The following is a 13,931-nucleotide window of genomic DNA, read 5'->3' as shown; positions in this document are numbered from 1 at the left end:
GGCGTCGACCTGCGCCAGGCCCGGCGCCTGCATGCGGCCCGCCTGGATGAGGGCCGCGACCTTGTCGACATTGACCTTGGACCAGACGCTGCGGGCGCGCCTGGGCGTGAAGCGCTGAAGGAAGTATTGCTCGTCCAGGCGTTTCTTCTGGCTGTCGATCCAGCCCCAGCACAGCGCAATGTCCACCGCCTCCGAGTAGGTGACGCTGGCTTCACTGGCGCCGCGCTTGGCGATCTTGAGCCACAGGCCAGGGGACGTGGCGTGGTGCTGCGTTAACCAGGTTTCGAATGCCTGGGCGTTCTTGAACAGGACCGGGGCATCGGCAGACGGGTCGATGGGCATGCGTGACTCCCCCCTTCAGCCCCCGGGCGATTGCATCCGCAGACGCCGCATGGCCTCTTCATCCCGGGCATCGTCAATCTCGCGGATCACGCCTCCCAGATCCACCGGCCCCGTGGGGCGGGCAAAGGTGCCCGTCAGCGGGGTGTCGGGGGTCAAGACCCCTTGCTCATACAAGGCCCAGATCTCGGACCCGTAATCCGTGGACAGCAGATCGGGGGCGAAGCCGCCAAAGAAATCGCGCAGGTTGCCCACGTCTCTGAGCAGCATGCGTTTGGCGTGGTTGTTGCCTGCCGCATCCACGGCCTGCGGCAGGTCGATGATGACCGGGCCGTCTTGCGCCAGCAGGATGTTGAACTCCGACAGGTCGCCATGCACCACGCCTGCGCACAGCATGCGGACCACTTCGGTCAGCAAGGTGGCATGGTGGTCTCGCGCTTCCTGGGCCGTGAAGCACACATCGTTGAGCCGTGGCGCCGCATCGCCTTCGGCGTTGGCCACCAGCTCCATCAGCAAGACGCCATCCAGAAAGGTGTAGGGCTGGGGCACGCGCACACCCGCTGCGGCCAGGCGGTAGAGGGCATCGACTTCGGCGCTCTGCCATGCGGCCTCTTGCGCCTGCCGCCCAAAGCGGGTGCCTTTGGCCATCGCACGCGCCTGGCGCGTGTTCTTGGTCTTGCGGTTCTCGGTGTAGTCCACCGCCTGCCGGAAACTGCGGTTCGTGGCCTCTTTGTAGATCTTGGCGCAGAGCGTGTCGTCTCCCCGTCGCACCACATAGACCATGGCCTCCTTGCCGCTCATCAGTTGACGCACGACGGTGTCGATCAAGCCTTCTTCCACGAGGGACTGCAGTCTGGGAGGTATTTTCATCCGGGGAGCAAGGGGGCCGATTCAGTTGCGGGATCGGGCCATGCTAACAGCCCCGCTCCGCGATGTCCTGCTGCAGTTGCGCCAGCATCTCTTCGTAGGTCACCCGGGGCGCCCAGCCCAGGGCCCGCGCCCTGTCGGTGGGGAAGCGGCTGTCCCAGGCGATGAGGTTGAGTGCCTCCCGCGTGACCGGTGGGCGCTGGCGGGGGCGCAGGCGCCGCAGCAGCGGCTCGGTCAGGGTGGCGGCCAGGTAGGCCAGACCGCGAGGCACCGAACGCGGCGCGGGCACACCCAGCAGTTGGGCCAGATCGCTGAAGTAGCGTTGCCAGGTCACCGGCAGACCATCGTGGATGTTGAAGGCCTGGCCCTGGGCCTGCGGCGTGCAGGACACCAGCAGCAGGAAGTCGGCCACGTTGTCGACCACGGCCAGGACGGCATTGCCACGGCCCCCACTCAGGAGCGCCGGCAGGCCCTGGCGCAAGGCATGGGCCGCGTCCAGCAGCCACGGGCCCGATCCCGGGCCGACGATGTTGGCCGGACGGACCACGCAGACCTGACCGCCCTGATCGCGGAACTGCCAGGCCAGCCGCTCCTGCCCCTGTTTGGCATGGCCATAGGGCCCTTGGGGCACGCCCAGGGGCGTGTCTTCGGCACAGGGGCCGCGCTGGATGGCGTCGCCATAGGCGCAGATGCTGGTGGTCAGCACCACGCTGGCGCGGTGGTGCCGGGCGGCCTCGAAGATCAGGGCGGTGCCGCCCACGGTGACGCGCTCGTGATCGGCCACGCTGCCCGCATCACCCACCAGGGCGGCCAGATGGAAGATGCGGCCACAGCCTTGCACGGCACGCTCAACATCGTCGGCACGGGTGATGTCGCCGCGCAGCACCTCCACCCGGTCGGACCAGGTGGGGGGCACGGGCTCATGCGGCAGGGCCAGCACGCGCACTGCCCAGGGCGTGTGCGCCAGGATCTGCCGCACCAGGGCGCGGCCCAGGAAGCCGCAGCCCCCGGTCACCAGCACGGTGTCGGCCTGAGTGCGGGTGGCGGCGCTCATGCACGCACCTTCTGCACGCTGGGGGCGTTCTGCACCTGCCCAAAATGGGCCTCGCCAAAGAGGTGGCTCACCACCTCGCCGGGAAAGGCCCAGAAGGGCGTGCGCTCGCTGGAGGTGGCGCAGTTGGGATAGTCCGGGTGGGCCGAAGGGCCCGCCAGGGTCTTCTCCAGCACCATGGAGATGTACTGGTCGTTGCTGCCCTCCAGCGTGTTGCCGTTGAGGATCACCTCCACCCCGGTGCTGAGCGCATAGCGGCGCACAGCGTTGATGCGGGAGTGGCGCGGCTCGTAGGCATCGACCCCGACGCCGTTCTCGCTGGTGACGCGGATGCCATCGGGCACGCGGGCGGCCAGCGAATGGTTGCCTTCGGTGTGCCCCGGGGTGTGGACCAGGGCCAGGCCGGGCCCCAGGCTCAGGCTGTGATCGAACATCACGACGCGATCGGCCGGGATGCCGTCGATGCCTTGAGGGCAGTACCAGTCGGCCTGGATGGGCAGCAGTTGACGGGTCGACAGCCACTCCTGACGGTGCACCAGCAGGCGCGCCCGGGGGAAGTAGGCCGGTCGGTCGTGCGAGCCCAGCCACTTGCGTACATCGTGCGTGTGCAGGTGGTCGTAGCTGATGTAGTCCACCTGATCGGGCGTGATGCCGCAGTCGGCCAGGGCGCCTTCAACCGTGTTGTACTGGGGGGCCATCATGCGGTTGATGGCCTGGGGCACGCCACGCGCCAGGCGCTTGAAGAAGGGCGTCTCGCGGTTGGCCTCGTGGTCGGTGGGCGACAGGATCAGCGTGCGCAGCACCCGATCGTGGTCCAGGTACTGCACCACGAACAGCCGGTTGAACAGGTGGATCAGGGGGAACTTGAAGCCCTTGTCGGCGAACACGCCCGAGAAGGCGTAGTAGGTCGGGTAAGGCGCGCGGATCAGGTTGAAGCTGCGGTAGAAGAGCACTTCGGGCTCGGCCATCATGCGCTCGCGCAGGGCCTGGGCGCAGGCGCGCACCTGCCGCAGGCGCTCCATGGGGCTGCTGGAGGCGCGGGCCTGGTCGAAGTCGGTCAGCGCCCGCATGCCGGCCGGCATGGGCGTGGTCATCGTGTTCATGGCTCAGTGGTGTGAAGGGAAGGATCAGTGCCCCGCCATGCGGGCGGTCACCAGGCGATTGGCCCAGTCGGGCGACATCTTGGCCAGCAGGTAAAACAGCTTGGCCTGCAGGCCCACGGGGGTGTGCACGGGCAGACGCCGGCCCGGGCCCTGGGCCAGGCGCCAGATGCTGTGGGCGATGTCCTCGGGGCTGAGGCGCACGCCCAGGGTCTGCACGGTCTTCATCTTGTGGACATCGTTGGCCACCATGGCCGTGTTGACAAACAGGGGCAGCACATCGACCACGCGGATGCCGTGGCGCTGCCATTCGATGTCCAGCGCCTCGGTCAGGCTGCGCACCGCCGCCTTGGTGGCCGAGTAGCTGGCCAGCATGGGCTGGCCATACAGGGCCGAGGCCGAGCACAGGTTGACCACGCGTGAATCCGGCGTGCGGCGCAGGTAGTCAAAGGCCAGATGACAGCCATGGACCACGCCTTTGAGGTTGATGTCGATGAGGCGGGTGTGGCGGGCCAGATCGGCCTCGGCAAACGGCGCCGTGACAGAGATGCCCGCGTTGTTGACCAGCACGTCCAGGCGCCCCCCGGCTGCGTTGAAGAAGCCCTCCAGTTGGCGCTCCCAGTCGTCGGGCTGGCTCACGTCCAGACGGCCGGCATGGCAGCGCTCGGCGCCCAGTTGCTGGCGCAGGGCCTGCACGCCGGCCTCGTCCACGTCGTACAAGCCCACGAACCAGCCCGCTTGCGCAAAGCGCTCGACCACGGCCCGGCCAATGCCTGCGGCGGCGCCGGTGATGAAGATGCTCTTGCGTGTCGACATGCCCATGGATGCTCCTGATGTGGGACTCAGCATAACGAACACAGGGTCAGCACGTCTTGACTGCATCGACCCAATTTTTGACAATTTCATCCATGCGCCGTTTGTCTGCTTCCACGCCCGCCACCCCTTTGCCTGAGCGTCTGTACGAACGCGATGTGGTTCAGGGCATGGTGCCCATGACCTTCTTGCGGGTGCTGGCACAGTATCTGGAAGCGCAGGGCGTGCCCGCGCGCGAAGTGATCCCCCGCCGCCTGGCACAGGCCGATGCCCAGCCGCTGGGCCGCTTGTCCGCCGAGGATTACTGCCAGTTGCTGATCCGGGCGGCCGAGCGCTTGCACGACCCGCTGCTGGGCCTGCACCTGGGCCAGAGCCTGCAGCCCAGCCACCTGGGGGCCCTGGGCTATGTGCTGCTGGCCTGCGAGAACCTAGGCGCCGCGCTGATGCGCATCCAGCGCTACCACCGCCTGGTGCATGACATCAACCCCATCGAACACGAGGTGGTCGATGGCCATCTGGAGATGCGCTGGGGCGTGGCGCATGGCAAGCCCGGCGCCTTGTTCGATGAGGCGGGCATCGCGGGCATCGTGCAGTTCGGCCGCGATCTGTGCGGGCAGGCCCTGTCCCTGCAGACGGGGGCGGTGGACTTTGTGAACCCCCCGCCACCGGACCTGCGGCCCTACACGGACTACTTCGGCTGCCCTGTGCGCTTTGGGCAGCCGGTCACGCGCCTGGTGATCCCGCTGGAAGCCCTGGCCACGCCCTTGCGGCAGCCCGATCCCACCTTGCGGGCCCTGATGGAAGAACAGGTGGACGCCGCCCTGGCACGCCTGCCGCAAGCCGGAGATCTGGGTGAGATGACGCGCCGCGTGGTGGCCCACCTGGCCCCGCAGGGCATGCCCGAGCTGGAGCAGGTGGCGCAGGCGCTGCGCCTGTCGCCACGCGTGTTCTATCGGCGCCTGGCCGAGCAGGGCCTGAACTTCCGGGCCCTGCGTGAAACGGCATTGCGGCAGGTGGCCGAGCTGCACCTGAGCGACGAGCGCCTCACGCTGGCCGAGGTGGGCGCCCTGCTGGGCTATGCCGAGCAGAGCGCGTTTTCACGCGCCTTCAAGCGCTGGACCGGCGTGCCGCCCTTGCAGTGGCGGCAACAGCGGCTGACGGCTTAACCCGCCACGGCCTGGGCGGCGGGCTGGGTGGGGCGCGCCACCTTGTGGGGCTTGGAGAAGGTCATCACGCCGTCTTCGAGCTGGCCCTTGTGCAGTTGCTCCTTGTCCATGGCGTAGTTCTGGTAGAGCTTCCAGGGTGCGCGGTCGGCACCCTTGGGCAGGTGGGCCTCGGCGCGGGCCACATAGCCGGAGGTCATGTCCAGCAGGGGCGCAGGCTGCACATTGGGGTCGCGGCGCGGCACGGCGATGCGGGTGCCGGTCTTGTCCATGTGCTTGAGCAGGCGGCACACGTATTCGGCGATCAGGTCGGCCTTGAGCGTCCACGAGGCATTGGTGTAGCCCAGCGTGTTCGAGAAGTTGGGCAGATCGCTGAACATCAGGCCCTTGTAGGAGATGTGCTTGTTCATCTCCACAGGCTTGCCGTCCACCGACATCTGCATGCCACCGAACAGGCGCAGGTTCAGGCCCGTGGCGGTGATGATGATGTCGGCCTCCAGCGTCTGGCCGGACTTGAGCAGGATGCCCTTGTCCACGAAACGATCGATCTGGTCGGTGACCACCGAAGCCTTGCCCCGCTTGAGCACCTTGAACAGGTCACCATTGGGCACGGCGCACAGGCGCTGATCCCAGGGGTTGTAGGGCGGCGTGAAGTGCTTCATGTCGAAGTTCGGGCCCACCTGCATCTTCACCTGCTTGAGCAGGAACTTGCGCATGGCATTGGGGTACTTGCGCGACAGCTTGAAGATCATCTGGGTGATGAAGTTGTTGCGGGCACGGCTGATGTTGTAGACCGTCATGTCCGGCAGGAACTTCAGCAGGAAGCGCACCATCGGGTCGAACTGGGGCACCGAGATCACATAGCTGGGCGTGCGCTGCAGCATGGTCACATGCTGGGCCTTGTCCGTCATCGAGGGGATCAGGGTGATGGCGGTGGCGCCCGAGCCGATCACGACCACGCGCTTGCCGCTGTAGTCGAAGTTCTCTGGCCAGAACTGCGGGTGGATGATCTGGCCCTTGAAGTCATCACGGCCCTTGAACTCGGGCGTGAAGCCCTCTTCGTAGTTGTAGTAGCCCGAGCACATCATCAGCCAGTTGCAGCTCATCTGCACGGTCTCGCCGTTCTGCTTGTGCACCGTCAGCGTCCATTGGGCGGTTTCGCTGTCCCAGGCGGCGGCCGCCACCTTGTGACCCAGACGGATGTTCTTCTGGATGCCGCCATCACGGGCGACTTCCTGGATGTAGTTGCGGATGCGGTCGCCGTCGGCGATGACCTTGGGTTCGGTCCAGGGCTTGAAGTTGTAGCCCAGGGTGTACATGTCCGAGTCGGAGCGGATGCCGGGGTAGCGGAACAGATCCCAGGTGCCGCCAATGGTGTCGCGACCTTCGAGGATGGCAAAGGTCTTGTCAGGGCATTTTTGGGTGAGATGCCAGGCAGCACCGATGCCAGACAGGCCAGCGCCCACGATCAAGACGTCAAAGTGTTCGGACATGAGTTCAACTCCAAAATTCAAGCAGGTCGCTGGGCACCGCTCTGAGTCGGCACGCGAGGATGCAAATGTATTCTGAAAATGATGGTTGTCAAATAAGGGTTAGAACTAACCCTTATTTGAAGGGGGCCGCGGAAGGCTGGCCCCCGCAAGGCCACGTTGCTACCATGGGCAGCAAAGACACACAAATGCAGACCCATGGACGACAAAGGCCACATCCACCTGGTGGACGACGATCCCTCCGTCAGAACATCGCTGTCACGCATGCTGACCTACATGGGCTACACGGTCGATGTCTATGAGGACCCGCAGTCCTTCCTGAAGCATTCCCTGCCCGTGGCCCCGGCCGTGCTGATCTCGGACATGCGCATGCCCGGCATGTCGGGGGTCGAGCTGCAAAGAGAGTTGCTCAAGCTCGAACGCCACACCCCCATCGTGTTCATCTCTGGCGAAAGCCAGACGCAGGAAGTCATCCACGCGCTCAAGAACGGTGCGGTCGACTTCCTGCTCAAGCCCTTCAACATGGACGATCTGCTCCAGGCCATCCACAAGGCCATGGCCCGCGATCGAGAGCGGCTGCAGAACTATCGGGAGCAGGTCGACGCGCGCCAGCGCTATGAATCCCTCACCCCGCGCGAGCGCGAGGTGTGCCAGTTGGTGATCAAGGGGCTGATGAACAAGGACATCGCCGACCACTTCCAGTGCAGCCTCAAGACCATCAAGGTGCACCGCGCGCGGGTCATGGAGAAACTGGGCGCCAGCTCCCTGCTGGAGCTGGTGGACATCATGCGTGAGCTGGAGCCCTGATGCCCTTTCACATCCCCACGCTCTTTCTGGTGGTCGGGGTCCTGTATCTGCTGATGCCGGCCATGGCCTGGGTGGTGCTGTCCGGCCAGCGTGCCCGCTCGGTGGCGCTGTGGTGCGGTGGCGGGGAGATCGTCGGCATCGGGCTGGTGCTGATCGGTCTGCGCCCGAATGTGCCCGACTGGGTCACCTATCCCCTGGCCAATGGCCTGATGTTCTGCGGCAACCTGATGCGCGCCCAGGCCCTGCGCGACGAGCTGCAGATGCCCTGGCGACACCACAACATGGCCCTGGCGGGCATCGGCTTTCTGGCCTTGTACGAATGCCTGCGGCAGCTCCTGCATGACCCCTTGCTGCGCTTTGAATGGGGCTTGTTGGGGCAGGTCTGCCTGTTCGCGCACATTGCCTGGCTGGCACGGCGCATGGCGCACCGAGACGACTCGACCAGTGCACGCTGGATCAGCTTCATCTATGTCTTGGCCGCCTCGCTCCTGCTCTCTCGTGCCGTGCGGGTGGGCCTGGGCTATTCGCAACCCAATGCGGTGGCGGCCGAGATTGACGGCGCACTGACCGCCGGTGCCGCCTTGATGTCATCGGTGATCGGCAGCATGGGCTTCATCGGCGTCTTCATGGAGCGGGCCCGAGCCAAGGATCTCGCCACCGCCGCCGCCATGGCCAGACAGGAAGAGCACAACCGGCTGCACGCCCAGATTGCCCAGTTGGACCGCCGGCACAGCCTGGGCGAGATGGCCGCATCCATCGGGCATGAGCTCAATCAGCCTCTGACCGCCATCCTGGCCGATGCCCAACTGGCACAACACGGCCTGGCGGCCCAGCGCTTCAGCCAGGCTCAGTTGAATGATCTGTTCGAGGACATCGAAAAGAACACCCTGCGTGCCAGTCAGATCCTGGACCGCATTCGCAGCTTCATCCGCACCAAGAAGCTCATGTTCGAGCCCGTGGCATTGCCGCCTTTGCTGCAGGATGTCGCGGACCTGGCCAGCACCGAGGCACGGGCGCAGGGCGTGAGCTTTCAGTTCGACCTGGAAGACAGCCATCTGCGCGTGATGGGCGATTCCATCCAGCTCTCGCAGATCGTGCTGAATGCCTACCTCAATGCCATTCAGGCGATGGCGAACTCACCGCAGCGCCTGATCCGGGTCAGCACGCGCCGTGAGGGCGCTCAGGCCGTGCTGTGCATCGAGGACACCGGCCCCGGCCTGGCGCCCGAGTTCGCGGCCCAGGTGGGCACGGCCTTCTTCAGCACCAAGGAGCAGGGGCTGGGCGTGGGCCTGTCGATCTCTCGCGCCATCGCGGAACAACACGGTGGCGCGCTGTCCATCGACAATGGTCCTGCGGGCGGCGCACGGGTGACCCTGCGTCTGCCGCGGCTGGCATGAAGCGCCCGTTCACACCCCGACGGTGGCCAGGGCAGGACGCGCGCCCATGATCTGAGCGAGTCGGCTGCCCCGAGCGGCCGGCACCGGGCTCGATGCCACAGAAGCGGTCGAGCGGCGCTGATAAACGTCGATGGCATTGGCCAGATGTTCGGCCTGACGGGCCATCATGGACGCGGCGGCCGTGGCCTCCTCCACCATGCTGGCGTTCTGCTGGGTCATGCCATCCAGCAAGGTCACGGCCTGATTGACCTCACCGATCCCCGTGGCCTGCTCTTTGGAGGCCAGATGGATGTCGTCGATCAAGCGGGTGACCTGCTGGACCTGACCCACGATGCCCTCCATCGTCACGCCGGCCTGGCGCACCAGTTGTTGCCCCGCCATGGTCTTGTTCACGCTGTCGTGGATCAGGGCCTTGATCTCGCTGGCCGCCTGGGCACTGCGGCCGGCCAGGCTGCGCACCTCGCTGGCCACCACGGCAAAGCCACGCCCTTCCTCACCTGCCCGGGCCGCTTCCACGGCGGCATTGAGCGCCAGGATGTTGGTCTGGAAGGCGATGCCATCGATCACGGCATTGATGTCGCGGATCTTCTCGCTGGCGGCCGTGATGTCATGCATCATCTGCGTGACCTGTGCAAAGACCTGACCGCCCTCGTTGGCCGCCTGCAAGGCAGCCTGGGCGCTCTGGGTGACCGCAGCCGATGTGGAGGCGCTCTGTTGCACCGAGGCGGTCATCTGCATCATGGAGGCCGCGGTCTCTTCCAGGCTGGAGGCGGTCTGCTCGGTCCGTGCGCTCAGATCGTTGCTGGCCTGCAGGATCTCCTGGCTGGCACTGCTGAGCCCGCAGACCTGCACCCCGACATCGTCCACCAGCGAGCGCAGATTGAGCCCCGCCTGGTTCACCGCGCGCAGCAGCATGCCGATTTCGTCCACCCGGTCGAGATTCACATTGGGCTCGGGCTGACCCGACGCGACGCCGCAGGCCTGACGCAGCACCTGATCCAGCGGGCGAGCGATCTGCCGCTCCAGCCACAGGCAGGACATCAGCAGCACGCCACAGCTGAGCGTGGCGAAGGTGGCCAGGGTGGCGCCGCCCAGGCCCAGCAGAGCCCCTGCCACCACGGTCATCAGCCAGGCCAGCGACGTCGCCAGGCGCAGGCGCCCACGGACGCTCAAGACCTGAAACAGGGACATCCAGGCCAGCGCTCCCGTGCGCACCACAATGCCTTTGTGAAAGGCCCGGCCGCGCGTTTGCCCGGCCCGGAAGTCGGCGTACAGCGCTTCGGTCTGCTTCACCTCGTCCCGCGAGGGCTGGGTGCGCACCGACATATAGCCCGTCACCACGCCTTGACGGCGCACCGGGGTGACGTTGGCGCGAACCCAGTAGTAATCACCGTTCTTGCGCCGGTTCTTGACCAGGCCCGACCAGGACTGCCCGCCCTTCAAGGTGGCCCACATGTCGGCAAAGGCCTGGGGCGGCATGTCGGGGTGTCGCACCATGTTGTGGGCTTGCCCCAGGAGCTCTTCCGGCTCAAAGCCACTGACCCGCATGAAGGCCTCATTGGCATATTGAATGTGGCTGTGGGTGTCCGTGGTCGACATCAGGGTGACGTTGGCGTCGAAGGTGTACTCACGGGAAGTCACCGGTTGGTTGAGGCGCATATTGCACTCCAGAAACAAGGTCTTGCTGAACTGACACGCCGCTGTGTGCTCTGGATCCGGGAATCACCTTGGCGCTGGAACTGATTTTTGAGGACAGCGTGCGCCCCTGCCAATTGCCCCCGAGGGCATTGGCCCCGACCGCGCCGCCCATGAACCGTGACGGAGTGGACCAAATGGCCATGTATGCGATGGCCCTTAGGGTTTCACCCTGCCGCCCCATCTGTCCGCGCCATTGCCTAGAATGGCCCGGCACCGCGCAGAGAGTGTTGCTCTGCGCGGCACACCTGTTCAGCCCCTCTCACGGGACCATCGACTGCTGTCAAGGGAGCCCAGCATGCCGTTCACCGCACTGACCGATTTCGACACGATCAAGAAATATGAAACCGTGCTCAAGACCGAGTTGAACAAACTCGATGGCGAGCCCTCCGAGTTCTTCTTCTGCGAGAAATTCCCGCTGGAAGGCAAGAAGGTGGATCTGCTCTTCGTGGGCAAGATCAAAAAGCCGGTCATCGAGGCCCTCAAGACCCAGGGCGCCAGCCTGACCTGGGGCCAGGTCACCGCCAACAAGAAGAACCTCAAGCTGGAGGTCGAGCGCGGCAAGCTGACCGACTCCAAGCTCACACCCGTGCTCAAGGGCACCACCTTCACCTTTGAGCTGGTCGACTCGATCGCCACACCCTCCAAGCCCAGCGAAGAAGATCAGGCCCTGCTGCAAAAGAGCGTCAAGGCCAAGCGCGCCCTGTTCACCGTGTCGGAGACCTTCAAGGACATGGGCCATGTGCTGGCCCCGTCCGACCGCAGCGCCATCCGCAAGGACCTGGAATCGGCCGAGACCCTGATCGAACAAGGCAAGCCCGATCAGGCCCAAGTGCTGATCGACAAATCGATCAAGGAGCTCGAAGAACAAAAAACGGCGATCAAGAGCGAAGTCCAGACCCGCAAGCAGCAACTGGGGCAGGATCTGGAGAAGGAGCTCCAGGAGATTGCGCGCAAGCTGGGCCCGCTGAACGATCAGATCAGCGTCGAAGAGCGCAAAGTCAAGGTGCTCCAGAACAGCATTGACAGCATGCTGCAGGCACAAAAGAAGCCAGGCATCAAGCAAAAGGAGTTTCTGGAGCGCAAAGGCCGCATCGAGATTGCACAGACCGAGCTGAACTCTGCCCAGCAAAAGCTCAAGGAAGTGCGCGATGAACTGGAGCCCAAGATCGCCCTGCTCAAGGAGATGGAGGACAAGGCACCACTGAAGATGCAGACCATCGTGCAGAACATGCAGCAGCGCCTGACGGTGGTGGAAAACGCCACCAAGTCGGCCCAGCAGTCACACAAGGAGTTGTCGGATCTGGTGGGCAAGATGTCCCAGGCCACCGCCTGGCAGAAGGACAACAAGGACACCCTCAACGAGGACGGCACCCAACGCACGACACCCGATGACGACGTGAACACCAGCCGCGGCCATGGCACGGGGCGCCATGGTGCGCAAACGGGCCTGGATCGCCAGGCGCAGCGTGCCTCCACCGAAGAGGGTGTGACCCCGGATCAGCCTGGCAACAAGTTCGGGGTGACCCAGCACCAGACCAGTTGGAACAAGGTCAGCATCGTCTACGAGACGGACAGCGAAGGCAAGAAGGTCATCAAGAACCGCACGACGGTCGTCAAGAACATCGTCAATGCCGTCTCGAACACGGTCAAGAGCGATGTCGGCTCCATGTGGGCCACGCCGGTGCTGGAGCGTGAGGCGGTGAAGCGGGCCATCGACACCGCCAAGGCCATGGAGCCCTACCTGGAGTACGAGAAGAACGGCAGCTGGCACGCCTTCACGAGCCTGGCCATCACCCTGGGCAAGCCCACCAGCGCCCCCGGCTGGGGTTATGCGGTGGAAGGCGATGGCAACCATGTGGACCCGGCCGAGGCCTCGCGCATCCTGGGCGAGTTCGAGAAGGGCAAGTTGACCCTGGATGAGCTGTTCAAGGAACTGAACGTCAAGCTGGTGACGCGCGACGGCGGGGCCGAGATGATCCATCACGCGATCGTCGTCTTCAAGCGGGCCACCGGCGGCGCCAAGTGGGAGCTGGTGACCCACTACCCCAACCACAAGCTGACGAGTGCCGATGTGGGCTGGGAATGCGCGCGTGACTGGCGCCCCGGTACGGTCAAGTTCAAGACCCCCACGGGCACCACGACGGTCAGCAACAAGAAGCTGGTCTGAGCGGGCTGGGCAGGAGGCTCCGCGGCGTCAAGGACAATACGGTCCTGACTCCCAAAGAAGGAACCCCGATGAGCGGCCTGCCCCCCTGCCCCCAATGCCAATCCACCTACACCTATGAAGACGGCGGCCAGCTCGTCTGCCCCGAATGCGGGCACGAATGGCGCCAGGACGCCCCAGAGGCCGCTGCCGAGGCGCGTGTCTGGAAAGATGCCTACGGCAATGTGCTGCAAGATGGTGACTCGGTCACCGTGATCAAGGACCTCAAGATCAAGGGCTCGTCGTCCGTCGTGAAGGTGGGCACCAAGGTCAAGAACATCCGCCTGATCGACGGCGACCACGACATCGACTGCAAGATCGAGGGCTTTGGCTCGATGCAGCTGAAGTCGGAGTTCATCAAGAAGGCCTGATCATCCACAGGGAGCTCGCCATGACCGGACCGACCGCTGAGTTCTGGCAGGAACGTTTCGAGACGCAGCAGACCCGCTGGGACCGCGGTGGCCCCAGCCCGCAACTGCTGCACTGGCTGGACAGCGGGGTGCTGCAGCCCTGCCGCATCGCCGTGCCCGGTTGTGGCCAGGGTTGGGAAGTGGCCGAGCTGGCCCGGCGAGGCTTTGAGGTCGTCGGCCTGGACTACACCCCTGCCGCCGTGGAGCGTGCACAGGCGCTGTGCCAGCAACAGGGCGTGCGCGCGCAGATCGTGCAAGCCGATGTGCTGACGTATGCCCCTGAGCGCCCTTTCGACGCCGTGTACGAGCAGACCTGCCTGTGCGCCATCCACCCTGAGCACTGGGCCCGCTATGCGGCCCAGTTGCACGCCTGGCTGAGGCCGCAAGGGCAGCTATGTGCCCTGTTCATGCAGATGCTGCGCCCGGCGGCGATCGATGAAGGCCAGATCGAAGGCCCGCCCTACCACTGCGACATCCATGCCATGAGGGCGCTGCTGCCCGAGGCGCTGTGGCAATGGCCCAAGCCGCCCTATGCGAAGGTGAACCACCCCAATCTGTCGCACGAGCTGGCAGTGAGCCTGGTGCGCCGGTGA

General features: G+C 65.2%; 13 protein-coding genes. 6 read left to right on the top strand and 7 right to left on the bottom strand.

Annotation, left to right across the window (positions count from 1 at the left end):
• The 5 genes from VFW84_RS03905 to VFW84_RS03885 all read right to left on the bottom strand — a co-directional run.
• Positions 1-342 (bottom strand): YdeI/OmpD-associated family protein (locus VFW84_RS03905; protein WP_414638885.1); only part of this gene is annotated, 342 nt, incomplete at its 3' end.
• A gap of 15 nt (positions 343-357) precedes the next feature.
• Positions 358-1,209 carry a PA4780 family RIO1-like protein kinase gene (locus tag VFW84_RS03900; RefSeq protein WP_329679123.1) on the bottom strand — a complete coding sequence of 284 codons (852 nt, stop codon included), beginning with the start codon at positions 1,207-1,209 and terminating at the stop codon, positions 358-360.
• 43 nt (positions 1,210-1,252) lie between these two features.
• Positions 1,253-2,260, bottom strand: coding sequence for an NAD(P)-dependent oxidoreductase (locus VFW84_RS03895; RefSeq protein ID WP_329679122.1), 1,008 nt, complete (start codon positions 2,258-2,260; stop codon positions 1,253-1,255).
• Positions 2,257-3,360, bottom strand: coding sequence for a hypothetical protein (locus tag VFW84_RS03890; RefSeq protein ID WP_329679121.1), 1,104 nt, complete (start codon positions 3,358-3,360; stop codon positions 2,257-2,259). The genes VFW84_RS03895 and VFW84_RS03890 overlap by 4 nt, the downstream gene beginning before the upstream one ends.
• 24 nt (positions 3,361-3,384) lie before the next feature.
• Positions 3,385-4,179, bottom strand: coding sequence for an SDR family oxidoreductase (locus tag VFW84_RS03885; RefSeq protein ID WP_329679120.1), 795 nt, complete (start codon positions 4,177-4,179; stop codon positions 3,385-3,387).
• Between the two features lie 86 nt (positions 4,180-4,265).
• Between VFW84_RS03885 and VFW84_RS03880 the strand changes: the two genes are divergently transcribed.
• Positions 4,266-5,336, top strand: coding sequence for an AraC family transcriptional regulator (locus VFW84_RS03880; RefSeq protein WP_329679119.1), 1,071 nt, complete (start codon positions 4,266-4,268; stop codon positions 5,334-5,336).
• On the opposite strand, the gene VFW84_RS03875 is transcribed toward VFW84_RS03880, so the two are convergent.
• A complete protein-coding gene (locus tag VFW84_RS03875) occupies positions 5,333-6,826 on the bottom strand; it encodes an NAD(P)/FAD-dependent oxidoreductase (RefSeq protein ID WP_329679118.1) in 1,494 nt (497 codons plus the stop codon). The two genes, VFW84_RS03880 and VFW84_RS03875, sit on opposite strands and share 4 nt — an antisense overlap.
• A 195-nt stretch (positions 6,827-7,021) precedes the next feature.
• On the opposite strand from VFW84_RS03875, the gene VFW84_RS03870 reads away from it, so the two are divergent.
• Together VFW84_RS03870 and VFW84_RS03865 are read left to right on the top strand one after the other, a co-directional pair.
• Positions 7,022-7,630, top strand: a complete 609-nt coding sequence (locus VFW84_RS03870) for a response regulator transcription factor (protein WP_329679117.1) — start codon at positions 7,022-7,024, stop codon at positions 7,628-7,630.
• Complete coding sequence (locus tag VFW84_RS03865; protein WP_329679116.1) at positions 7,630-9,027, top strand: sensor histidine kinase; 1,398 nt, start codon at positions 7,630-7,632, stop codon at positions 9,025-9,027. Before VFW84_RS03870 ends, VFW84_RS03865 begins: the two co-directional genes overlap by 1 nt.
• Positions 9,028-9,036: 9 nt before the next feature.
• Here VFW84_RS03865 and VFW84_RS03860 read toward each other — a convergent pair whose 3' ends face one another.
• Entirely contained in the window at positions 9,037-10,686 is a 1,650-nt protein-coding gene (locus VFW84_RS03860) for a methyl-accepting chemotaxis protein (RefSeq protein ID WP_329679115.1), read from the bottom strand.
• Between the two features lie 334 nt (positions 10,687-11,020).
• On the opposite strand from VFW84_RS03860, the gene VFW84_RS03855 reads away from it, so the two are divergent.
• From VFW84_RS03855 to VFW84_RS03845, 3 genes are all read left to right on the top strand, one after another.
• Entirely contained in the window at positions 11,021-12,892 is a 1,872-nt protein-coding gene (locus VFW84_RS03855; protein WP_329679114.1) for a hypothetical protein, read from the top strand.
• 68 nt (positions 12,893-12,960) lie between these two features.
• The gene (locus VFW84_RS03850) at positions 12,961-13,299 is read left to right on the top strand and encodes a zinc ribbon domain-containing protein YjdM (protein WP_329679113.1); all 339 of its coding nucleotides are present in this window, start codon (positions 12,961-12,963) and stop codon (positions 13,297-13,299) included.
• Between the two features lie 20 nt (positions 13,300-13,319).
• On the top strand, positions 13,320-13,931 hold the full coding sequence (locus VFW84_RS03845; protein WP_329679112.1) for a methyltransferase domain-containing protein: 612 nt from the start codon (positions 13,320-13,322) through the stop codon (positions 13,929-13,931).

The sequence above is a fragment of the Aquabacterium sp. genome (assembly GCF_036279655.1).
GTDB lineage: Bacteria > Pseudomonadota > Gammaproteobacteria > Burkholderiales > Burkholderiaceae_C > Aquabacterium.
Note: the sequence above shows the minus strand (reverse complement) of the source record. Positions and strands in the feature narration are given on the sequence as shown.